Below are 23,604 nucleotides of genomic sequence, written 5' to 3'. Positions count from 1 at the left end.
CGAATGTCCCTTTCCGATCAGGAATTGATTGCGCGGGTGGTCAGCCGCAAGGATCAGCACGCCTTTGCGCAGCTGGTTTTGCGCTACCAATCGCCATTGCGTATCTGGGCAAGACGCCTGTGCAATGGCGATACGCACCTCGCGGACGATCTGGCGCAGGAGACCTTTATGAAGGCCTATGCTGCGCTGGGCGCGTTTCGCGCTGAAGCCAAGTTCTCCACTTGGTTGTACCGTATCGCCTTTAATATTGCCGCCAACCGCTGGCGTGCAAAAAAGATCGAATGGTGTGAACTGGATGAGAATGAGGAGATCGAAGCTGAGCAGTGCAGCGTAAAACAGTATCATGCGCAGAAGGATGTGGAAGCCGCCATGCAAACCCTGAGTGCAGGCCAACAATTGGCAATTCGGCTATGCTATGAAGACGGCTTCTCCCACGAAGAAGCGGCAACCATTATGGGTATTCCGCTCGGGACTGTGAAAACGCACATAGCGCGTGGCAAACAAAAACTGCAATCTCTCTTGGCATCCTGGCAGGATGCCCTACCTCAGTAAAAGGCGAGTAAGCGAGGTCGACTATGAACGACAAACAGTTTGATGATTTTCTGCAACAGCAGCTGCAGAGTTCCAGCCCCTATCTCGATGATGGTGATTTCAGTGCGCGCGTCATGGCGAGCTTGCCGGGGCAGAAAGTGCAAAAGCGTTTGCATCCCTGGGTGGAACGTTTGATTGCGTGTGTACCGGTCACGCTGATTGCAGTGCTGGTTCTGGGGCAGTTTCCGCTGCGCGATTTTATCCAACCGATTTATGCTTGGTTGATTACGTTTGATATGAGCAGCCTTGCACCGTTGATCGTGGTATTGGCGCTAGTGTTGTTTGCTATTTTCCAATCCTTATCCTCACGGCGCTTATCGCTGTTTTAATTTGTCGTATTTTTACGTTAAATATTTCTGCTTTAAGTCTCCCCCCTAAAAAAATCGCTTAATTACCGCAAGTAATTAGGCGATTTTTTTTAAGCGTTATAAATGCTTATGAGTAATTCCACTCAGGCGTTTATGGCGCTAAATCCCTTATGGCGTTTGCGCATTCCCTGAGCGACTGCTATACCCAAATGACGTAATAACGGCGACCGCCAAATTATATTTTGGTGCGAGAAAACTGCATCTTCTCAACGAGTTTTTTAAATTCGATTCATTTGTAATTTCTGGATCTTAAAAACACATCGTGTCCATTTGAGGCAAGGCTAAATGCTCCGCTTGACCATCGCAAAAAAATTGATGTTGCTTGTCACTATCGCCCTGTTGGGATTTGTTATCGCCCAAGCTTATTCAATGTGGATTGAGCGCGCTAATAGCAGCCGTTTGGCTGAAGTGGAAAAACGTATTTATCCCGCGCTTGAATTAACCACAGTTAATTTAGGTGCGCTCCTGTTAATGGAGCAGCAAATTAATAGTTCAGTAACAACCGGTGATGAAGGTGCGCTTGATGATGCCGATAAACATTATCAGGAGATTCGTCAGAATCTGGAAAAATTAGCTGGCCTCAGCAGTGATCTCGCTGGTCCCGCAAAAGATATTGATACCCAATTACAAGCTTGGTACACCACTGCAGTGCGCATCGCTAAAAGTTTTATTGGTGGTAATGTCGACTTAACACAAGTCGGTGCAGAGGCAGCGGCTAACGCCGATAAATTAAAGTCGCTGCGTAAATCACTGGCAACGATGAAAACTGAAAAAGCAAAACGCTTTAATGAAGCAATTAGTGAAACCGTAGATTCATCAAAAAACGCATCGCAAATTGCGTTGATTATTGCAATTTGTGCAGTGGTTGCTTTGTTGGTAATGAGTTCAATTATCAGTCGCTCAATTACATCAAGCATCAATGAAGTGACCGCATCGTTAAAAGAAATGGCATCGGGGGCGGGCGATTTAACCAAACGAATTAATTATCCAGGGCATGATGAAATTCGCGATCTGGTGAAATATTTCAATGCCTTCGTCGAAAAATTGCACGGCTCATTCGCCAATGTCAGTAATGATGTTGGTGGACTAACAAAAGTAGCATCGCGTTTGACCAATTCAAGCAGCCAAAATATGGGGCGCATTAATGAGCAGGCCACTGCAATTTCCAGCATGCGCTCATCGATTGAAGATTTAATGAAAACTGTGAGCGAAATTGCCGAGTTTGCTGGCAATGCATCACATCAGGCGCAAGATGCCAGCAACGCCGCCGCGCGCGGTAAAGAAACTCTCGCTACTAATGTATCGACTATCAGCACGCTCGCAGAAGAGGTTCGCAGTGCCGCGGGTGTGGTTAATCGCTTTGAAGAATTTTCGTCGGATGTGGGGCAATTGCTTAACACCATTCAAACGGTTGCCGAACAAACCAACTTGCTAGCGCTCAATGCTGCAATTGAAGCTGCACGCGCAGGTGAACATGGCCGTGGATTTGCGGTAGTTGCAGATGAGGTCCGCCAGTTGGCGGTGCGCACGCGTCAGGCGACAGAAGAAATTCACAAAGTGATTAGCGAATTGCGTCAAGTCTCTGCAAGTGCAGTTACTGCAATGCAGGGTAGTGTTGAGCGCGCCAATCGCGGTGTGGAAGCAACGGTTGCCTCGGGTGAAGTGCTTAATTCTATTCTCAATAACGTTGAAACTATCAGCAGCATTAACGAGCGAATTGCTGCTGCCACACACGAACAAACGGTAACTTTTTCCCATGTATCCCAGCATGTGAACGGTATTTATAACAGCACGCAATTGGTTACCAGTTCCACTAACGAACTTAATGAAATTAGTCACGACATTGGTCATATCAGTCAGGAGCTGGGCAAAGTTGCCAGCCAATTCCGCGTTTAAATTTTTCACTGTATCTCTTTGGTAGAGCATTTCTTTTTTTACTGCGTCGCTTGGCGGCGATGCAGGTTATTTTCACGGAGTTTATGCACAGGCAGTGCGCAACATTCAGGAGTGACACACACATGAACAACATTAGCTCGATGCGTAAAAAACACAGTCTTGCGCTGGCGATCGCACTTTGTATGGCTGCACCATTGACACAGGCTGCCGATCTCAATTTCTCCGGGTTTTTATCGGTAGGCGGCGGTATGGTCGATGATGAAAATGGCCCCGCTTACGGTGGATACGATGAAGAAGATTTAACGTTCGATAACAATCTCTTGGGTCTGCAGATTTCAGGGACCGTTTCAGAAAAATTAACGGCGACTGTCCAGCTAACCGCGCGCAGCGAAAACGATTATGAGGTTGATGCCGAGTGGGCCTATTTAAGTTGGCAAGCAACTGAAAGCAGTAAGATCCGCGCAGGTCGGTTGCGCACGCCTTTTTATATGTTTTCTGATTTTCTCGATGTAGGTTATGCCTACTCCTGGATCAGCCCACCGCGCGAAGTGTATTACCTGCCGTTCAATAATGTTAACGGTGTGGATTTTTATACCACGCAAACACTGGGGATTTTCGATACCACTTTCCAGGCTTACTTCGGCGGATTTGATGACGAGTTGGATCTCAACAATGACGGCATTTTGGAAGAGGCAAAAACCCGCAACCAAATGGGTATCGCCGGTACGCTAGGTAAAGATTGGTGGACATTGCGCGCTGCTTATCATCAGGCAGATTTGTGGATCGACGTTACCGGTATTTCCATGCCGGTGTTCGGCACCTTGGGTAATTTCGCCAACGCATTAACCAACACCTACAATTTGCCTGCTAATGCGAATAAATTGTTGGTGGAGGAAGACAGCGTTACTTTCGCTGAGGTTGGTTTAAATATTGATACCGGACGTTTTGTCGCAGCAATCGAATATGTAGAGTTCAAACCGGATGACGCATTGTTATCTAAAAACAAACGCGGTTACGCGATGGGCGGTGTGCGTTTTGGTGATTGGTTGGTGCACCTCACTGCATCGCAATCGAAAGATGATGAATCACATCCTGAAGCGGGTATCCCTGTTGCACCGCAAACTGCGCCGTTGATCGGTGCGTTACAAGCAGTGGCGGCATCGCAAGCAGTTGATCGCGAGGTTATTTCAATCGGCACTCGCTGGGACGTCACTACTGGTACTGCACTGAAGTTCCAGATTGATGATGTCGATGATAAAAACCAGGGCGACCAGAAAGTATTTTCCGTCGCACTACAAACTGTATTTTAATAGGGGGAGGCCATCATGAAAAAATTCATTTGTGCTGTGGCTACAACCTTAACATTGGGTTTAGCCAATGCAGCCTGGGCAGAAGTGGCGGTGATTGTACATCCATCTGCAAGTTTCGCTTCGCTCTCTGAAGACGACATCTCGCGCCTGTTCCTTGGCAAAAGCAAAAGCTTTCCTGGCGGTGGGCAAGCGGTTCCAGTGAACCAGAACGAAGGTGCAGCCGCGCGCGATAAGTTCAATGAAGCGGTGTGTAAGAAAAATGCCAGCCAATACAAAGCCTACTGGTCGCAGTTAGTATTTACCGGCAAAGGCACTCCACCTAAAGATGCTGGTGATGATGCAGCGGTGAAAGCCTTGATCGCAGCCAATCCCACTATGATTGGCTATATCGATGCCAGTGCTGTGGATGCCAGTGTAAAGGTGGTTTACAAGGTGCCCTAGGGTTTTTGTTTGATCAGGTTAGAGAAGGCCCGCCTTGTGCGGGCTTTTTTATACACAATTAAATCCCTGTCGCGCCGCCAATTAGGCTAAAATGCGCGCCTTTTTTACCCGTTTGTCCTTATTTATCCCTTTTTAGTCGCACAGTCGCAGAGAAAATTACCCGTGATCGCCACCGCCAATATCACCATGCAATTTGGTGCAAAACCGCTTTTTGAAAACGTTTCGGTCAAATTCAACAACAGTAACCGCTATGGTTTGATCGGCGCCAATGGCTGCGGTAAATCCACCTTTATGAAAATTCTGGGTGGTGATCTGGAGCCGTCCGGTGGCCAGGTGATGCTGGAGCCGAACGTTCGCTTGGGTAAATTGAAGCAGGATCAGTTCGCCTACGAAGAGTTCTCGGTAGTGGATACCGTCATCATGGGTCATACCGAGTTGTGGGCGGTGAAAGCCGAGCGCGACCGCATTTATGCGTTGCCGGAAATGAGCGAAGACGACGGCATGCGTGTTGCCGAGCTGGAAGTGGCATTTGCGGAGATGGACGGTTACACCGCTGAATCCCGCGCGGGCGAATTATTGCTCGGTCTGGATATTCCTATCGAACAACATTTTGGTCCTATGAGCGCAGTTGCTCCGGGTTGGAAATTGCGTGTGTTATTGGCGCAAGCATTGTTTGCTGATCCGGATGTACTGCTGCTCGACGAACCGACCAACAACCTCGACATCAACACCATTCGCTGGTTGGAAGGCATGCTCACCCAACGCAACAGCACCATCATTATCATCTCGCATGACCGTCACTTTTTGAATGCAGTCTGTACGCATATGGCGGATCTGGATTACGGCGAGTTGCGTGTTTATCCGGGTAACTACGACGATTACATGATGGCGTCGGAGCAAGCGCGTGAAAAATTATTGAACGAAAATGCGAAGAAGAAAGCGCAAATTGCCGAATTGCAAACCTTCGTAAGTCGCTTCTCTGCGAACGCTTCCAAAGCCAAGCAAGCAACATCGCGCGCGAAACAAATTGATAAAATCCAATTGGATGATATCAAACCTTCAAGCCGTGTCAGCCCGTACATTCGCTTCACGCAAAACAAAAAATTGCATCGCCAGGCGGTAACACTGGAAAGTGTGAGCAAAGGTTACGATCGCCAATTATTTACCGATTTAAGTTTGCAAGTGGAAGCGGGCGAACGCATTGCGATCATCGGCCCCAACGGCGCGGGTAAAACAACCTTGCTGCGTTGTTTATACGGTGACTTGCAACCGGATGCTGGCACCATCAAATGGGCTGAACAAGCAGAGATTGGTTATTTCGCGCAAGACCACGCTGCTGATTTTTCGTACGACACCAATTTGTTTGACTGGATGAAACAATGGACCAAAGGCGACGAACAATTGGTTCGCGGTGCGTTGGGTCGTATGCTTTTTTCTAACGATGAAGTGAAGAAAAATGTAAAAGTTTTATCCGGTGGTGAAAAAGGCCGCATGCTGTTTGGTAAATTAAGCCTGATTAATCCTAACGTTATGTTAATGGACGAACCAACCAACCACTTGGATATGGAATCGATTGAAGCGTTAAACCTCGCGCTGGAAAATTATCCGGGAACATTGATTTTCGTCAGTCATGACCGCGAATTCGTATCATCTTTGGCGACACGCATCATTGATATGCAACCGAGTGGTTTGATTGATTTCCACGGAAATTATGAAGACTACTTGCGCAGTCAAGGCATTTATACAATGTAAGATTTGCAAAAATTTTTGCATAAAAAAGCCCGCATTTGCGGGTTTTTTTATGCGCGCGTTAACGCACAGAGCATATGAATTTTTATTTTTATTCTGCATCCGTCTTTTAAATTAAGTGGGAGTTGATTATGAAAAAATTATTAGCAGTTTTGTGCATGGGTGCTGTGTCCTCTGTTGCGATGGCGCAAGACGATAATTCAAATCGTGGCAACGGTTGGCAATTCCAGCCGGAGTTTTCCATTGGTGCTGGTTACGGTTTCACCAAACTGAAAGACGGTGAATTCGATGAAGATGAAGCAGCCAAAAAAGTATTTGGTGTAGTTAAATTCAATGAGTACATCGGTGTTGAAGCTGCCTACATTGATTTCGATGAGGCCGGCAACGGTATTTATGATGTCGACCTTAAAGGTAAGGCGCTGAATTTAATTCTTGAGCTGCCAGTATCACAAAGCTTCTCAGTTTATGCGAAAGGCGGACAAATGTGGTGGGACGCTGATACTAATGAAGTGGATACATCAGACTTCCTCACCAGCAGAGATCATGACGGCGACGAAACCTTCTGGGGCTTAGGTGCGAAATTCCGTTTGGCTGAACATTTGGATTTGCGCGTAGAGTACGAGCGTTTCAATTTTGAAATTTCACGCGATGAAGTGAATGTACTGCAACCAAACAGTATTGATATGGATGTTGACTTTGCCAGTGTGAATTTGCAGTTCACTTTCTAATAGGAACAATATTTAAAAGGATTTTCTCAATAAATTATTCTCAGTAAATAAAAAGGGGCGATTCATTCGCCCCTTTTTATTTTACTCTTTATTTAATTTTTCAATTACACACAACTCCGCCGCCACCGGTACCCTGGCTATTACACGTGCTGGTAGTGATACAGCTGCGCGAATTTTCCCAGCCCCATCCACTCGCGGTATTTTGGCAAGTTGGATACAGGGTTCCCCACCAGTTACATTGGCAATTACCACCTGTGCTTACACTGCTGCGGCTGCTACTGGTCACCACTGCTGTGCTGCTACGACTACTGCTTGATATTGCAGGGGTGCTACTTGTAGTTCCGCTAGTAGGCGCAACTGCGCGACCGGTATTGGGATCAATTCTGCCCGGGCACAAACCTTTGTTGCGCAGCGTGGAAGCAATCTGCGCGATAGCGCTATTGGTGTTGGTATAGCTGCCATCATGCATCAGGATTATCTGGCCATTTTGCAATTGGTTCACCGCGTTGACGATGGCCGAAGCGCTGGCATTATTCCAATCTTGTGAATCCACATCCCAGGTAACAACACGCAGACCGGCAGCTTGTGCGGCTTGTTGGATGGTCGAATTCACTTCGCCGTAAGGTGGACGGAACAACGTAGGTTTGGGCGCGCCAGCATTCTGGATCGCCTGATTGGTGCGGTTCAATTCGTCGGACACTTGTGCCAGCGTCCAGCTGGTCATATGCGAGTGTGTAAAACTGTGGTTGTGCACCTCACCCACGCTGCGCTCCAGCGCGATCAGCGACGTATTGCTGGCGATATTATTGCCTTGGTTGAACCAGGTTACCGGCGTCAGGTTGTGTTGCTTGAGTAAATTAATCAGCGCCGTGGTATTGGAGTTGGGGCCGTCATCGAAAGTGATGCCGACGTAGCCACTGCAATTATTATTGGTGCCCGTGCTGCTAGTTGTACCGCCGGTACTGCTGGTGCCGCCGCTGCCATTGCAATTACCGCTGAAGCAATCGTAGGTGTAACCAAAACCAATCACGCCGTTGCAGTGCATGGTCTCCGAATTGGAGCCGCCACCGCAGGAGCCGTTGCCATAGGCTGCGGTGTTGTAATCCATATCTTCCGCTTGACGGGTTTCACCGTTGACCTGGATGTAATCAATAATCGCATCGCGGCCGCTGGCGTCGTTGTCGTACTGCACCTGGATATCACCGGACGCATTACCTGTGTAGGTGTAATTCTGGAAGCTGGTAGTCAGTGTCCAGTTAGCGACGGTTGCTCCGCCCACGCGCAGATTAATGTGCTCACTGCCCGCTACGCCGCGTGCACGAACAACAATACCTCCTCCTCCGCTATTAGGCGTTGAGCTGCGTACGGAGCTATTGGTAGCGGTAGAAGTAGGCGTACTGCTAGTGGTTGCTGTGCCTTCACTGACGGTGATATCGGAACTGCCGCGACTTTGATAGCCCTCGGTCGCAAGCACCTGATAATCATGCGCGCCCAGATTCAGGCCTTTGCTCGCCCAGAAATTAGCGTGGTTAGCAAAAGTGATGGTGCCGGAAATCGCTCCAAAGCCTTTTTTAGGATTGCGCACGCTGAAGTATTGATAGAAGGTCTGTGTACCATCGATCGATGGTTGTTGGACGCGCTGGCAGCGGCGCACGTTGTAAGTCGCACCATCGCTTTGGAAGCTGCCGTAGTCAGTACCGCCGGAGCAACTTGCTGGATTGTAAGAGCCGTAACTTTCGATAACGTAATATTCGATCAGCGGGCTTCTGGTCCAACCATACAGCGCGAGATAAGAGTTTTGGCTGTTATCGACGCCGTAGGTGCCGGAATAGCTGATCACTCTTGTGCTGTTGCCGGGCTTCCAGCCTTTGCCGCCCACCCAGTTGTTGGTGCTGTTAGTCCATTGCGATGTATAGCGGCCACCTGCTTGTAATCCCATTGATGCATCGCCGGAATCCTTCCAAAATGTGTAATAAAACCCGTTATTGGTTCCCGTCGAATTTGAACTCAGGGTTTGGGCGCTGACTGATGTTGCACTAATGGTTGCGCCTATACCCAAAGCGCAGATGAGCGTAGTTACAGCATTTCTGCCGATGTTGTGTAATTTCATTATTAGATCTCCAGAGTGTGCCTCTCAACCAATGCAGCCAATAGAGGTGGAGGCTGTTGGAAGGCGTATCCTGTTTATTGCAAACAGGCGTTGTTCATCGAGCGCCATACTGCTTTGCTGTTATTGTTAAAACTACGTGGCTAGCTCGAAGTGCACTTGTATACATCTTGATGTGTATTGGTGTCAATTGGACTATATGCATATTGTCATTTAAACCATTACGCATCACGTTTTTAGCGTGTCCTGTTCAAAAAAGCAGTTTTTTAATAGGCTTTTTTATTTTTTTACGCGATAAAATTTAAAAATTATCTGAAAAAAATTTATCGCCAGTAAAAATATTTTTTGAATTTTGATAACTTTTCAATTCTCAAGTGACAGAAAAAATACCCTCAAATTTCTCTCCTTCTGCTGTTTTACTCATTCATTTGATTTTGAAACATGCGCCGGATTGCGCACATACAGCAAGCAGGTTTATCGCTATAAAGGAGAGCGTCCGATAGGTGGCAGTACGGGCAATTCGACAACTGGATCTTTTTGTAGGAGCCTGTTTGATGGTGTGTTTTGCCAAAATACTGCTGCTTCCGTTACTGCTCGCGCTGGCGGCTTGTTCGGTTGCGCCGCTGAAAGAAAGGAGTGCTGATGTGAGCTTGTCGCAAGAGGATATCCTGCAAACGCGCCTGGGGCAGATCGCACAGGTTTATGGACAGGAGCATCCCGGGTTTTCCGGCGTTTATCCGCTCAATAATCCATTGGATGCATTTGCCGCGCGCATTTTTCTTGCGCGTGCCGCAGAGAAAACCCTTGATGTCCAGTATTACATTTGGCGCAAAGACCTCACTGGCACAATGCTGCTGCATGAACTTTATCAAGCTGCCGAGCGAGGCGTGAGAGTGCGGCTATTGTTGGATGATCTTGGTATTGCTGATCTGGATGATTGGCTCGCCATGCTCAATAGTCATCCCAATATTGAAGTACGGCTATTCAACCCTTTTCCGTTGCGCCAAGCGCGCATGCTCGGTTTTATTACCGATTTTTCGCGCGTGAACAGGCGCATGCACAACAAATTATTTACCGTTGATCAATCGGTGACAATTGCCGGCGGTCGCAATGTGGGTGACGAATATTTTGCAGCAACTGACGAAGTATTATTTGCTGATCTGGATGTGATGGCCGTTGGCCCCGCCGCAGTCGCTGCCAGTGAAGATTTTGATGGCTATTGGGCGAGCCAGTCATCATATCCAGTCGATCAACTCTTTCAGCAGAAGAGCGATATTTTATCGCTGCAGAATGAGGTCGATAAAATTCTCGCTCGCCCTGAGTCTGCGCAATATGCGACGTCATTGCGACAAACTTCATTTGCACAACGCATGCTAGCGAAAGAACTGGAAATGGACTGGGTGCATACGCGGCTTGTCAGTGATGACCCGGCAAAAGGAATGGGACCGGTCGATAAAAGTGGTTTGATGATTTACAGCCTCGAAGCAATGATGGGGCAATCGATCCGTAAATTGGATTTGGTGTCTTCTTATTTTGTACCGACTGACGCTGGTGTTGAGGTGTTCAGTGCGATGGCCGGACAGGGAACACAAATCCGTATTTTAACGAATGCGTTGGAGGCGACCGATGTTGCCGCAGTGCATTCCGGCTATGCAAAACATCGCAAAGCATTATTAAAATCCGGCATTGAGCTTTATGAAATGAAAAGCCAAGCACCTGCGGGTGATAATGGCGCTGGTGGTTTTAGTTACGGTTCCGGCAACGGCGGTTTTGGTAGCTCAGGTTCCAGTCTTCACGCTAAAACGTTTTCTGTGAATGGTAAGCAAATTTATATAGGGTCATTTAATTTTGATCCACGCTCCGCAGAGCTGAATACTGAATCCGGTTTTGTTATCGATAGCACTGCGATGGCCGATGCGGTGGATAAAATGTTTATTGAACGTGTCCCCCATACCGCCTATCAAGTCAAATTGGACGAGAAAGGAAATGTATATTGGTTAGAGCAGGGCGATCCTCCGGTGATCTATCACCGCGAGCCGGGGACAACTTGGTTAAAGCGTGCGATGGTTAAGTTTATGTCATGGCTACCGATTGAATGGTTGTTATAATTTTCTTGATTGAATTTGATATTTTTCACTGAAAATACTGAGGAAAGTATTGCTCAGCTTTGATCGAGTAATCTTCTAGTGTGTTGGCTAAGCCACACAATCCCATTAACGCTGATTCCGTATTTTTCTCTCTAATTCCTGTGAATATCTGTCTATAAAAAGAGATTATAGGTTTGCAGCTTTCCTGTTGTTTAAGCACTAATCTAAGCGCTCTATCAATGTGTATCTTTTCTTTAAAAATAATAGTTGTTAGTCGTTGGAAGTTTCTTGCTTGGCATAACGTTAAGTAGAACTGATGGTCTATATCAAAAAAATCATCTTCCTCTATAGTATTTTTTTGATCCAATTTGATGAGGTCTTGCTCCAGGCTACTGATTTCTTTTTCGACCCCAGCGGAAATGGGCATGCAATCTTTCATTATTGCAGCTAACAGGGATTGGATGATAAATATCGAGTCGATTGTGGTCCCCAAATTTAACTTGCAAATGGTGGTTACTCTTTGTGGAATTATATGGACTAATTTATCTTGAGCTAACAATCTAAATGCCTCTCTTATTTTTGATCTGGGTGTATCCAGTTCGCTTGCCAGCTCCATTTCTGAAAAACTCCTTCCTGGCAGATATTCAAGCATCGCTATTTTTAATTTAATAACGTCGTAACATGGATGACTTGACATGGGGTTATCGCAACCTTGATGCATAGATCAAAGGCCAAAAACCTTATTTAGAAAATCAATCATGTCAGTTACTGTCGGTTCGGAAAGGTCTTTAAAGCAGCCATTGTTATAATCGTTGCAGTTGCTATCCAGAAATCCATGGCCTTTGCCTTGGTAGATTTTAAATTGCACTGGCTGATCAAGAGTTTTGAGTTGTTCAACATAAGCTTTTGCGCGCTCGGGAGTGGTTAACGCATCCCGTTCGCCCACATGTACAAATTGCTTCGGCAGTCTATATTCGTTTGCTTTCACCAGATATTGGTCAGGCGATACCGCTTGGTAGTATTCGGGATTGTCATTTACATTTATTTTTCCGCCAAACATACCGCGCGGCGTCGCCTTGGCCCATTTCCAAAATTGATTTCCTTCGCCTTCAAAATCACGCTTGGCAACCTCGACCAGGCTGAAGCCTGCATAGCTCAGAATTGCTGCTTGAATCTTCAATCCATCTTTTTTGGCAACCTGTTCGGCGGTGATTCCTTTGGGAAGATAGGTTGGATTAAAACCCAGTGGTTTTTTGGTGAATCCATCGCTGTCTAAATTGCGGCCAGCTACTGCTACCATCGCGGCCAAATGTCCGCCTGCACTGTCTCCGGTGACGGCGATTTGATCCGGGTTACCTCCATAGGCTTTGATATTGTCTTTAACCCAAAGTACGGCGCCCATCGCGTCTTCCACAATTTCATTGACGGTGGTGGTGTTATCAACGTCAGCCAGCAAACGGTAGTTAACATTGACGGTGATGATATCTGTGCGGGTAGCAATGCTATTCGCTAAATCCGTCATGATTGATTTGTTATTAAGCAGCCAGCCTCCACCGTGAAAAATGACCAGCACCGGTTTTGTTTTGGTTTTTGTCTCGGGAATTGCTATATCCAGGGTAAGGCTGAAACCCTTCGGCTTTGCCCATTCGACATCCTTGAAGTGCTTTATATTGTGATTGGCAAAGGCCTGTGATGAGCTAAAAGTCAGAAATAGAAATAATGCAGAAATAATATTGAAACAACGCATCCAAAGCTCCCATGAGTGTAATTATTGTCGGTTTGGGTTTCATTCAATGTGGATATGCTGCGTTTTTGGAGGGGCGCTATCAAAAAAAAACTGCAAAACTTCATCAATTTTTTGCAGGATTTATCAAGTTTCTGTTGAATCTGCTCGATTTCAGATGATTTCAGTCAATTAAGTTCCTCACAGGGTAAAAAAAGCCCGGCATGTGCCGGGCAACCTCAAGAATGGGTTAATGACAATCAGAATTGTTTTATGAAGTTCCAGGCTTCCACGGGAATCCAAGATTCAGGCTGGCCAGCATCATGTTGTGATGGCCAATGTCCGCCATCAAATGCACACCAACGCACTGGATAACCAGCGGTACAACCCTGATAAGAGGTGCAGATATGTGTGCCACTACCACGGGCGGGTTCCAGCGGATTTTGTGTTGTACATTTGTTATTTCTAACAGCGCGATCACGTAATGAGCGACCTTGGGCGATGCTCAGGACGTTATCGTCCAAACCGTGTGCCGCAAAAAATGGAATGGGCAATGTTCCACCATCACAGCCACTTAATTGTGCTCCAGAATAAAGTGCTACGCCGCGAAACACATTGGCGCGCGCACAAGCAACTGCGTTGGACATTCCTGCACCGTAACTGAAACCGGTTGCGAAGATTCTGCTTTTATCGATACAAAAACCGGATTGGATTTGATTAAGAATGGCATCGGTGAGGGCGAGGTCACGCCCGCCGCTGTTTGCCCAACCCTTATCGATACCCTCAGGCGCAACAAAAATCGTGCTGTTTTGGGCAAGGTTCCAGAGGCCGTAATAAGGTGTTTCAGTAGCTGAACCATTGCCGCCATTGGCAACCTGCGCCGCATCCCCATTTAACCAGTGATATCCGACAATAAAACGGTAAGGGGTTTGATTATTGTAATTATCCGGTACGCGCAAAATGTATGACCGATTTAATCCATTCACATTTAAATTGATTCGGCCATTTTGCAAGCTGCGCGCTTTGCCGCAACCATCACTCGGTACAGCGCCAGTTGGATTGGTTGGTGTTGTTGGTGAATCAATTACACCGCTATAAGGCCCAATATGAATCCAATCCAGATCGGCATAATCCGTTGCGCCCACTGTCACACGAATTTTTTGATAGCCCGACTTCAAGCGAACTTTGCCGGCTGACCAGGTTTTAAATTCGCCCCAATTATTCACGTTGGGAACCTGAAAGGATTCAATTAACGTCGTGTTGCATTGTGAAATTTTAAATGTGCGTCCGGTTCCTACTGCACCGGAGCGAATAGTTACATCATAATCACCTTCGGTTTCCACATAGACGGTGTACTCCAACCATTCACCTGCCGTCATCCAACCTACGGCATTACCGTTGGTAATCGTTTTAATATCGACGCCGGTATCAGTGCGATAAGCACTGCCTTCGTTGGTGGTAGTGCTGTCAGAATAACCGGCTGGATCGAAATCTTCTGCTTGTATCGTTGCCGGAATTTTTGGTGCGAGCATTTGATAGGCGTTTTCTACCTGACTGGCGCACGCATTGGTTGCAGCACTTGATGCTATCGATGATGAGGCGCGCAATGAGGATGAGCTGCTTCTTGATGAGGAAACAACAACAGCAGATGAGCTTGGTCTGGACGAACTCGCCACTGGAGTGCTGCTTGCAGTAGAGCTTGCTGGTGTAGTTCCGCACAGCGCACCGTTAATTTGCGGACGCTCGGCATTGTTGCCAGTTTTGGTGCCCTGGAACCCAAATGAAATAGATTGGCCAGCCGAAATATTACCATTCCAGGACACATTGGTTGCCGTATAAGGATTGCTACCCGATAAATTTGCATTCCAGCTATTGGTAATACGGTTGTTGGCATATTGCCAATTCACGCTCCAATTATTCACCGCTGCACCGGTATCATTTTTAACGATGATGCTTGCTACAAATCCATTCGACCATTCATTATCGATTTGATAAGTACATGCGGCTGACGCGGTGTGTGCGGCTGTAGCGAACGTTGCTGCAACACCAAAACTTAACAGTGACTGCTTTATTTTATCCAGATTACCGTCTGGTGAAACTTTTGATTTATTCATAATTCAAGTCCTTCGCGAACAATTGAGGAAACCGCAAGTACCTTGGGCTTGCGGTAGCGAATTCGGGGTTTGCTGACAACTACTTATTTATTGTTGTAATTCTATTTTTACAGCGATTACTCACTTCCTTGCATCCACATTACTCTCACAAAAAAAGCCTGCACCAAAAAACATTGATGCAGGCTTTTGCTTTTTATTTCTTGAGTCGCAACAATCCTAATTTATAGGGAATAGTGTTGTAGTCGGAGCTGTTGCCTGCCTGACCTTGATAGAGGAATTCCAGATTGCACGGATCAACCGTTAAACGCTCATCGTAACCGGAGCGAACCAATTCACCGTGGCTGATACCATTTGCCCATTTTCCATTCGGCCACTCCACATTGTTGTTGCCAGCAAATGGATTTGAATCTGTATCTGCTAGTGGTGTCCATGGGCCATCGAGGCTGCTGGATGTCCAGGAGCGGAACATGCGCGGACCACTTGGCCAGGCTTCAACCATCAACAAATATTTATTTTGCCCGTCGAGTTTGTAAACGTTGGGTGCTTCAAATAAATACTGGTTACCGTTGCCGCGATGATCTTCCATAACGATGGAATAACCAGAGAAATTGGGGAAGTTACCAATAGTGGTTTTGGAAACGTACAGCACACCGTCGTCGCGTGAGAAATACAAGTAGCAGTGGGTATCGTTACAAATTACCCAGAAATCCAATGAATTGGTGGGTTCACCTTGCAACAAGCGTTGCTTGGCTGACCAGTTGGGATTTCTAATATCGTCAGTTGTAGCGTAAGTGCCAGGCCATTGGGTAATCAAATACCACTTGTTGTGTGGACGGAAGAAAAATACTTGCGGTGCAACAGCATTACCCACGCGGCTTCCGTTCATTGAAATGTGCGCAGATTGTTGCGCATTGTTCCAATCAGTGAAGCTGGTGTACATGGATTTGTAAGCCGTATCGTAGTAAGTGGCGTACACATGATAAGTGCCGTTGTATTTCACTACCGATGGATCTTTAATGGACACCCAGCCGGAATTTTTCGGGCTGATTAATGGGCCAGTAGACGTCCATTTCAGTGGCGCTTTTAATTCACACGTTTGTGCACTGCTACTACTGCTTGAGCTGCGCGAACTGCTACTTGGTACCTGAGTTACTTGACCACTAATAGAAAAATCATCGGCGTAATAGCTGATAGTTGTATCCGTGGCTTCAATAATAAAATGTTGAAAGGCAGTACCGGATTGAGTGTAATAACCTTCTAACAAGCGCCATTCATTCGCTGACGCTGTGATAGTCGCGACACGAGTGTACTCGTTGTAAGTTGATGAGTCAGAATCATCCTGACGTTTTGCGGTTAATGTAATAACGCTATCAGGCGTTCCCGGAGCCAATTTCACCCAGGTATTGATCTGGTATTCATTGCCAGTAGTGAGCGTTCCAACATTAAACGTTAAACCATTCCATGCGGCAGTGCGACCAGTAATCAGCGCACTTGCAGAACCGCTGCGTTTATCTGTAGTCGAGCGCGTTACTGTTCCCGCAGTGGTGCCCCAATTAGTCAAGCCACTTTCGACTCCGCCATTTTGTGCAAAATTATTTGCCGGAGTGGAATTATTGACTGAAGAAGCCGCAATGCTTGAACGCGAGCTGATTGCAGGTGCAGAACTCGTTGGCGTCGAGCTGTTTGGCGGCGTGGAGCTGGGAGCAGCACTTGAGCGTGGAGAAGAGCTTGCAGCTGCGCCGCACAATGTGCCGTTAATCACCGGTCGTTCAATTGTATTGCCGTTGCTGTTGCCCTGGAATCCAAACGAAATGGATTGACCTGCTGCAATGCTGCCGTTCCAACCGACATTGGTTGCTGTATAGGGATTACTACCGGAAAGATTTGTATTCCAGCTACTGGTGATGCGATTGTTGGCGTATTGCCAATTCACGCTCCAGTTATTGACGGCTGCACCCGTATCATTTTTTACCGTAATACTCGCCACGAAACCGCTACCCCATTCGTTATCAATTGAATAGGTGCAGGCTGCGAAACTGGTATTGGAAAGTGCAAACAGGCTGGCGCCCAAGCCGATTACACCGCAGGTATTGCGCAACACCTGTGGTAATAATCTGGCGGAGTTTTTTTGCTGAGTCATCATGTAGTCTCCGAAAAGTTAAAAGGTTCTATTCGTTTTTAAAATTATTTTTCACTTTTATTGACCGAGCCGAAGGTAATTAAAATTGCAGAATCACCGGTGCTTCATAATTCCGGTGAATAGAGAAATGCGTTGTATTTTTATTAGGGAAACTCACCCACGAGAGTGGGTGAGTTAACTGATTGCTACTTATTGATGTAATTATTCAGTAGCCAGGTCATTGCAGGGCGCGGTGTGCCGTTGTCCTGAATCAAGCCGGAGCCTTCAATCCAGGTTCTGCCGTTCACATAACCCCAGATGGTAATGCCTTTAACGTGAGGATGGTCCCAGAACACCGGGAAGTGCGCCTGGAAGTTTTGCAGTTGAACCTGATCATTGGTATCACCGATATCGTACTCGGAGATATAAATAGGCTTGCCCACTTGATTCCAGATATTGTCGATTGCAGTTTTAACTTGCGCTGCGGTCAAACCCTTCAGCTCATGAGCTTGCAGACCGACTGCATCTATATAATTGCCTTGCGCTTTTGCAAGCGCGATAAACTCGTTGTGCTGCCAACGAATATTGTTGTAGTCGTTCAAAATCAAAATTGAGTTGGGGCAATATTGACGTGCTAGTTGGAATACGCGTTGAATCCAATTATTACCGAACGCCTTCTGTGCATAACCCGCTGGCTGGTGGCCAACTACTGCTTCGTTCACTACGTCAATCATTGCGGTATCCGGATAGCGTGCGCAGTAATCGCGAATCCATTCTTCGATCTCTGCTGCTGTTTCGGACGCGCTCAGGTTATTGATCCATGAAGGAGATTGCGCACCCCATACAAAAGTATGTGCTTTTACAGGGATATTATTTGCGCGGGCATATGCATAGATGCGATCAACCGGTGCCCAGTTGTAAACGTCGCGTGTGCCCTCAACTGATCCCCATTTGCCTTCATTTTCCGGCGTAATTTGATTCCAGTAGCGGGTGAAGTCTGATCTCACTGCGCCGGAAGTTGTAATGTTGCCGATAAACTTTTTGGTGGATGCCGCACTGCTTGAACTACGCGAACTGCTGCTCGGTACCTGAACTACCTGGCCACTAATGACAAAATCATCGGCGTAATAGCTGATGGTTGTATCAGTTGCTTCAATAATAAAGTGTTGGAAGGCGGTTCCTGATTGAGTGTAATAACCTTCTAACAAGCGCCACTCATTTGCTGAAGCGGTGATTGTCGATACGCGAGTGTATTCGTTATAGGTCGATGAATCTGAATCATCCTGACGTTTTGCTGTTAAGGTAATAACACTATCCGGAGTTCCTGCAGCCAACTTCACCCAAGTGTTTACCTGGTATTCATTGCCGGTGGTGAGCGTGCCTACATTGAATGTTAATCCATTCCATGCTGCTGTCCGACCAGTGATCAAAGCACTTGCTGAACCGCTATGTTTATCCGCCGTTGAACGCGTTACCGTTCCTGCTGTTGTCCCCCAATTGGTTAAACCACTTTCCACTCCACCATTTTGTGCAAAATTATTGGCGGGTACAGAATAGCTTGACGAGGAAACTGCTGTAATGGAACTGCTTGAGCGTGAGCTGGCCACAGGTGTGGAACTTGGTGCAGTACTGGAAACTGCCACACTTGAACGAGAAGAAGAGCTTACCGCTGCACCACACAATGAACCGTTAATAACGGGACGCTCAACGGTGTTGCCATTGGTATTGCCTTGAAAGCCAAATGAAATCGATTGGCCGGCAGCGATATTACCGTTCCATCCTACATTGGTTGCGGTGTAAGGATTGCTGCCGGAAAAGTTTGCATTCCAGCTATTGGTGATACGGTTGTTGGCATATTGCCAATTAACGCTCCAGTTATTGACGGCTGCACTCGTATCATTTTTTATCGTAATACTGGCCACAAAACCGCTACCCCATTCGTTATCAACGGTGTAGGTGCATGCTGCAAATGCATTGAGGGAAAATACAGCCAAACCTGTGCTGACGCCTAAAGCGCAGCAGCTGCGTAATAAGATTTTAGTTAGGCCTCGATTGGGGTTTTTATCTGAATTCATTATTTGAATCTCCACTAAAGTTGTGAATCAAGTTAACCCATTTGTAAAAATACCCGGTCCTAAGACCGGGAAAGCCAGAATCTCCCGCAACCAATTGGTTTTGGTGGAAACTGGTACAACAGGGGTGTACTTGGGTTGGCTTTTCAAAAAAGGGTTTAAGGAGACAACTGTTAATTTTTATTACCACGACTAGTACAGATTATTTTTACTAATGATGTAGTCAGTTGATTTTTTATAATTATGCTTCCAGCTGTGGAGAGTGAAGCTGATGAAAATGTTATCGAAATGATTGAGGAGGGATGACTACTTTTGATAAAACCTTATCGACATTGCAAAAAATTCGGCAGTTACTGTAATTTTTTGCAGATGTATTGAAAGGCTTAAAACTAAAATGAGATATGGATCTACTTTTTGGTGTGTTTATTTTGACGGTGAAAAGTTAATCACCATTCTTGCTCCTCTAAATGAATAAGGCCAAGTGTGATGCACTTGGCCTTATTCATTCATCGCAAATTTTCACTGTTAAAAATTATCTTCCTTATCGTCTTTTACTATATACAGTGACTTAAATGTTTTGGGCGCACAGCCGTACTCTTGCTTGAATAATTTACTAAAATACGAGACGTTGTTATATCCAACCGAGTAAGCAATTTCAGAGACATTAGCCTCCTCATTTTCAGTAAATAATCGTGCCGCTTCAGTGAGTCGCAATTTGTTTAGATAGGTGCTAAATGTGAGACTTAGTTCTTCTTTTAGTATCTCGTTAATTTTGGTTCGATTAATACCCAAGCTGGCCGCAGCCATTTCAAGACTAAGCTCTGCGTTGGAATATTCTGTCGCCATATAACGCAACAGCAAACTTTTTTCTTTGTCCTTTTGCGGCTCTATAGATAATTTTTTATAGGCAATTAACTGTTGGTCCTGTTTGACCTTTTCTTTTATTTCAATCGTAAGCACTTGCAGGTAACGTCGAAATAGCCATACAAAGAATAATATCCATATGCCAATACTGAGGGTGCCTGCACCGTAGAGGTAGCGGAAGTCTTTTCCTTGCAGTTCTATATCAGTCATCCGTATATGGGATTGTGTATTAATAGGGCTCTGTAAAGAATTTACCCACGCAAAGCCCATGGTTTTATCCAGCTGATAGGATGTATCGCTGAATTCAAATCCATAGCGCCCCAGCCACCAATGGGGTGTATCAAGGTCATCAAAGTCAATACTGATCTCAGTCCAATTCTTGTCGCATGAAAAAGCAGTTGAAGATACGCGACGTGTAGCCATATTGTTTAGATCCGTCACTTTTTCGTCAAAACTGAACAGCACAAAAAGCAAAACGTTTTTGGGATCGCATTGGATTTTGAAAACAATATTTGAATAGCGAGTAAGATCAAGTTGCACGTAAGATTGAATGGCATCCACAAAGTACATGGAATAATGAGTGTAGGGGAATGGTTCTACGGTACCTAAAAAGAAATCATATTCTATGGTGCCCACTTCATTTTTTAATGTTAAACGAGTATCGCTAACTTGCTTCTTTGGCTCGGTTGCGGATACCCAGAGTAGGTTTTTGTCGCGTGCAGGAAATACAGAGGCGTGAAGCGTTGACTTTACAATACCTATGTAGGCCAATATCCCTGTAACAAGGACTAACAATAAAAAGACAATGAGCGCGTTGCGATAAAACTTAAGCATTTGTGTGAAACCACGTTGAGTCTGCGCAGGCAAAAACGCTGGTTATTATGTTTGGTGTGGAGTGTCACTCTATGTACAGCGATTACGGAATTAGCCTATCAGCGTGTTTTTCTGTCAAGTAACGGCCGAAAGCTGAGTGTATTGGTGCAAGGTGACTATATCATAATATCAGACATGTTAAGGCTTTCTGCAGTTTGACCTGCAGGCCAAGGCCACTGCTGCCGGAATCAGATAAGGTCTGGTAATTTTTGTCGGTGGCATCAAACTTTGGCGCACGGTGGAGCTCTGTTTATGCCTCTGAGCATCAATAAATGGCCATCAATACGTGTTTGTTATTGTTGACCCTATGAAGCGCTGGCATGGGATCTATGCGGTAATACGATAATGTATTGCCGTTATTCAAGGTTGGCGGCAATTTACTGAGGGATTGAGGAAAAATGGTGGGCCCAGCTGGACTTGAACCAGCGACCTGCCGATTATGAGTCGGATGCTCTAACCAACTGAGCTATAGGCCCTTAAAGGAGGTGCTGCATTGAGCAGCGCGGGCGCATTATAGTGGCTCACACTGTGCGTGGCTATAGTTGATAAGTTTTTGTGTGGACTAAAAAAATAAAACCCGCTCATGGCGGGTTTTATTTTTTGCAGCTGAATAATTAATAAGCGAATTATTAATCGTCGAGGAAGCTGCGCAGATGATCAGAGCGTGAAGGGTGACGCAGTTTGCGCAATGCTTTTGCTTCGATCTGACGGATACGCTCACGCGTTACATCAAATTGTTTGCCCACTTCTTCCAGGGTGTGGTCGGTGTGCATGTCGATGCCGAAACGCATACGCAATACTTTGGCTTCACGTGCGGTGAGGCCAGCAAGTACTTCGCGTGTTGCTTCCATCAAGCCTTCCATTGTCGCTGACTCCACCGGGGAAATAATGGTGGTGTCTTCGATGAAATCGCCCAGATGCGAATCTTCATCGTCGCCGATTGGCGTTTCCATGGAGATAGGTTCTTTGGCAATTTTCAGCACTTTGCGTACTTTATCTTCCGGCATTTCCATGCGCTCGCCGAGTTCTTCCGGCGTTGGCTCACGTCCCATTTCTTGCAGCATTTGACGCGATACACGGTTGAGTTTGTTGATTGTCTCAATCATGTGCACTGGAATACGGATGGTGCGCGCCTGGTCGGCGATAGAGCGGGTAATCGCCTGACGAATCCACCAAGTGGCGTAGGTCGAGAATTTGTAACCGCGACGGTATTCAAATTTATCCACCGCTTTCATCAGGCCGATGTTGCCTTCCTGAATCAAATCGAGGAATTGCAAACCGCGGTTGGTGTATTTTTTCGCGATAGAAATAACCAGACGCAGGTTTGCTTCCACCATTTCTTTTTTCGCGCGGCGTGCACGTGCTTCACCAATCGACATGCGACGGTTGATGTCTTTGATGCTCGCAAGGCTCAGGCCGCTTTCAGTTTCGATCTGGGCGAGTTGCTGCTGTGCTGTTTGTACATCCGGCAATACACGCTCAAGTTTTTCGGCGTGATCAACTTTACCTTTCAAGAATTCAGGCAACCAAGCTTCGTTGGTCTCGTTGCCGGGGAATTCTTTGATAAAGGTTTTGCGTTGCATCTGGGCTCTGCGGGTACACAGGTCCATGATGAGGCGCTCTTGTCGACGAACTGTGTCGAGCATATCGCGCGCTTTGGTATAAATTGGATCGAACTGACGGGTAGGCAGTTTGAAGAACTTGAACAAATCGCCGAGTGCAGACAATTCTTTTTCGGCTTGTTTACTGCCGTAGCCGTATTTCGCGAGCGTTTTGTTGGTTTTGTCTTGCTGCTTTTGCAACTCTTCAAAACGTACGCGGGCTTCTTCCGGGTCTACACCGGAAACGGCTTCTTCTTCATCTTCTGATGAAGATTCTTCCTCGTCATCGTCGCTCTCTGGTTTTGCACCGGCAGCGGCAACAGGAATTTCTTCAACTTCAGCGAGTGAGGCAGGGATATCTTCTACCGGATCGAGCCAGCCGATAATCACATCCGCAAGGCGACGCTCTTCTTTGGCGACCAGCGCGTACTCGTCGAGTACTTGTTGCACTGCGCCCGGCCAGTAGGCGACGGCGTGCATCAGCTCGCGTACACCTTCTTCGATGCGCTTGGCGATAACAATTTCGCCTTCGCGGGTCAACAGCTCAACTGTGCCCATTTCGCGCATATACATACGCACAGGGTCAGTGGTACGGCCGGTTTCGGTCTCTACTGCAACCAGTGCGGCGGCAGCTTCGGCGGCAGCGATTTCATCTGCTGCAGAGTCACCATCGGTCATTAACAGGGTGTCGGCATCGGGCGCCGTTTCATAGACGCGGATACCCATGTCGTTGATCATCTGAATGATGTCTTCGACCTGATCCGGATCTGAAATGTCTTCCGGCAGGTGATCGTTTACCTCGGCATAGGTCAAGTAACCTTGCTCTTTACCGCGGGCGATCAGTTCTTTAATACGGGACTGTTGCTGTTGGACGTCTTCAGACATTCGAAACCCTATTTAAAACCTGGTGAGTGAAATGCAAAGCCCGAAATTATACTCCACTTGCTTGGGTGGATTCTAG

Annotated in this window: 16 protein-coding genes and 1 tRNA gene; 8 read left to right on the top strand and 9 right to left on the bottom strand. The window is 46.5% G+C overall.

The window, feature by feature from the left end; all coding sequences use genetic code 11:
* The first annotated feature begins 3 nt into the window (after positions 1-3).
* From AAGC78_RS15740 to AAGC78_RS15710, 7 genes are all read left to right on the top strand, one after another.
* Positions 4-552 carry an RNA polymerase sigma factor gene (locus AAGC78_RS15740; protein ID WP_435785052.1) on the top strand — a complete coding sequence of 183 codons (549 nt, stop codon included), beginning with the start codon at positions 4-6 and terminating at the stop codon, positions 550-552.
* Between the two features lie 23 nt (positions 553-575).
* A complete protein-coding gene (locus AAGC78_RS15735) occupies positions 576-920 on the top strand; it encodes a hypothetical protein (RefSeq protein ID WP_435785051.1) in 345 nt (114 codons plus the stop codon).
* A 324-nt stretch (positions 921-1,244) separates the two neighbouring features.
* On the top strand, positions 1,245-2,855 hold the full coding sequence (locus tag AAGC78_RS15730; RefSeq protein ID WP_435785050.1) for a methyl-accepting chemotaxis protein: 1,611 nt from the start codon (positions 1,245-1,247) through the stop codon (positions 2,853-2,855).
* Between the two features lie 122 nt (positions 2,856-2,977).
* Complete coding sequence (locus tag AAGC78_RS15725) at positions 2,978-4,165, top strand: porin (protein WP_435785049.1); 1,188 nt, start codon at positions 2,978-2,980, stop codon at positions 4,163-4,165.
* Positions 4,166-4,180: 15 nt separating this feature from the next.
* Complete coding sequence (locus tag AAGC78_RS15720; protein ID WP_435785048.1) at positions 4,181-4,606, top strand: phosphate ABC transporter substrate-binding protein; 426 nt, start codon at positions 4,181-4,183, stop codon at positions 4,604-4,606.
* Positions 4,607-4,768: 162 nt separating this feature from the next.
* Positions 4,769-6,358, top strand: coding sequence for an ABC-F family ATPase (locus AAGC78_RS15715; RefSeq protein ID WP_435785047.1), 1,590 nt, complete (start codon positions 4,769-4,771; stop codon positions 6,356-6,358).
* A 128-nt stretch (positions 6,359-6,486) separates the two neighbouring features.
* Positions 6,487-7,083, top strand: coding sequence for a porin family protein (locus AAGC78_RS15710; RefSeq protein ID WP_435785046.1), 597 nt, complete (start codon positions 6,487-6,489; stop codon positions 7,081-7,083).
* Between the two features lie 100 nt (positions 7,084-7,183).
* On the opposite strand, the gene AAGC78_RS15705 is transcribed toward AAGC78_RS15710, so the two are convergent.
* Positions 7,184-9,193: a glycoside hydrolase family 11 protein gene (locus AAGC78_RS15705; RefSeq protein ID WP_435785045.1), complete on the bottom strand. Its 2,010-nt coding sequence runs from the start codon at positions 9,191-9,193 to the stop codon at positions 7,184-7,186.
* A 500-nt stretch (positions 9,194-9,693) separates the two neighbouring features.
* On the opposite strand from AAGC78_RS15705, the gene AAGC78_RS15700 reads away from it, so the two are divergent.
* Positions 9,694-11,298, top strand: a complete 1,605-nt coding sequence (locus AAGC78_RS15700) for a phospholipase D family protein (protein WP_435785044.1) — start codon at positions 9,694-9,696, stop codon at positions 11,296-11,298.
* 25 nt (positions 11,299-11,323) lie between these two features.
* Here the strand turns inward: AAGC78_RS15700 and AAGC78_RS15695 are convergent, their stop codons facing one another.
* The 8 genes from AAGC78_RS15695 to rpoD form a co-directional block, all read right to left on the bottom strand.
* Positions 11,324-11,974, bottom strand: coding sequence for a GntR family transcriptional regulator (locus AAGC78_RS15695; protein ID WP_435785043.1), 651 nt, complete (start codon positions 11,972-11,974; stop codon positions 11,324-11,326).
* Positions 11,975-12,001: 27 nt separating this feature from the next.
* On the bottom strand, positions 12,002-13,024 hold the full coding sequence (locus tag AAGC78_RS15690) for an alpha/beta hydrolase (RefSeq protein ID WP_435785042.1): 1,023 nt from the start codon (positions 13,022-13,024) through the stop codon (positions 12,002-12,004).
* A 236-nt stretch (positions 13,025-13,260) separates the two neighbouring features.
* Entirely contained in the window at positions 13,261-15,114 is a 1,854-nt protein-coding gene (locus AAGC78_RS15685; protein ID WP_435785041.1) for a cellulose binding domain-containing protein, read from the bottom strand.
* Between the two features lie 193 nt (positions 15,115-15,307).
* Complete coding sequence (locus tag AAGC78_RS15680; protein ID WP_435785040.1) at positions 15,308-17,257, bottom strand: non-reducing end alpha-L-arabinofuranosidase family hydrolase; 1,950 nt, start codon at positions 17,255-17,257, stop codon at positions 15,308-15,310.
* Positions 17,258-17,439: 182 nt separating this feature from the next.
* Entirely contained in the window at positions 17,440-19,308 is a 1,869-nt protein-coding gene (locus tag AAGC78_RS15675) for an endo-1,4-beta-xylanase (RefSeq protein WP_435785039.1), read from the bottom strand.
* A gap of 522 nt (positions 19,309-19,830) precedes the next feature.
* Positions 19,831-21,003: a helix-turn-helix domain-containing protein gene (locus tag AAGC78_RS15670; RefSeq protein ID WP_435785038.1), complete on the bottom strand. Its 1,173-nt coding sequence runs from the start codon at positions 21,001-21,003 to the stop codon at positions 19,831-19,833.
* A 438-nt stretch (positions 21,004-21,441) separates the two neighbouring features.
* Positions 21,442-21,518: transfer RNA gene (locus AAGC78_RS15665), tRNA-Ile, on the bottom strand.
* A gap of 153 nt (positions 21,519-21,671) precedes the next feature.
* On the bottom strand, positions 21,672-23,528 hold the full coding sequence (gene rpoD, locus AAGC78_RS15660; RefSeq protein ID WP_435785037.1) for an RNA polymerase sigma factor RpoD: 1,857 nt from the start codon (positions 23,526-23,528) through the stop codon (positions 21,672-21,674).
* Between the last annotated feature and the right edge of the window lie 76 nt (positions 23,529-23,604).

Source organism: Cellvibrio sp. (assembly GCF_039207905.1).
Classification (GTDB): domain Bacteria; phylum Pseudomonadota; class Gammaproteobacteria; order Pseudomonadales; family Cellvibrionaceae; genus Cellvibrio.
Note: the sequence above shows the minus strand (reverse complement) of the source record. Positions and strands in the feature narration are given on the sequence as shown.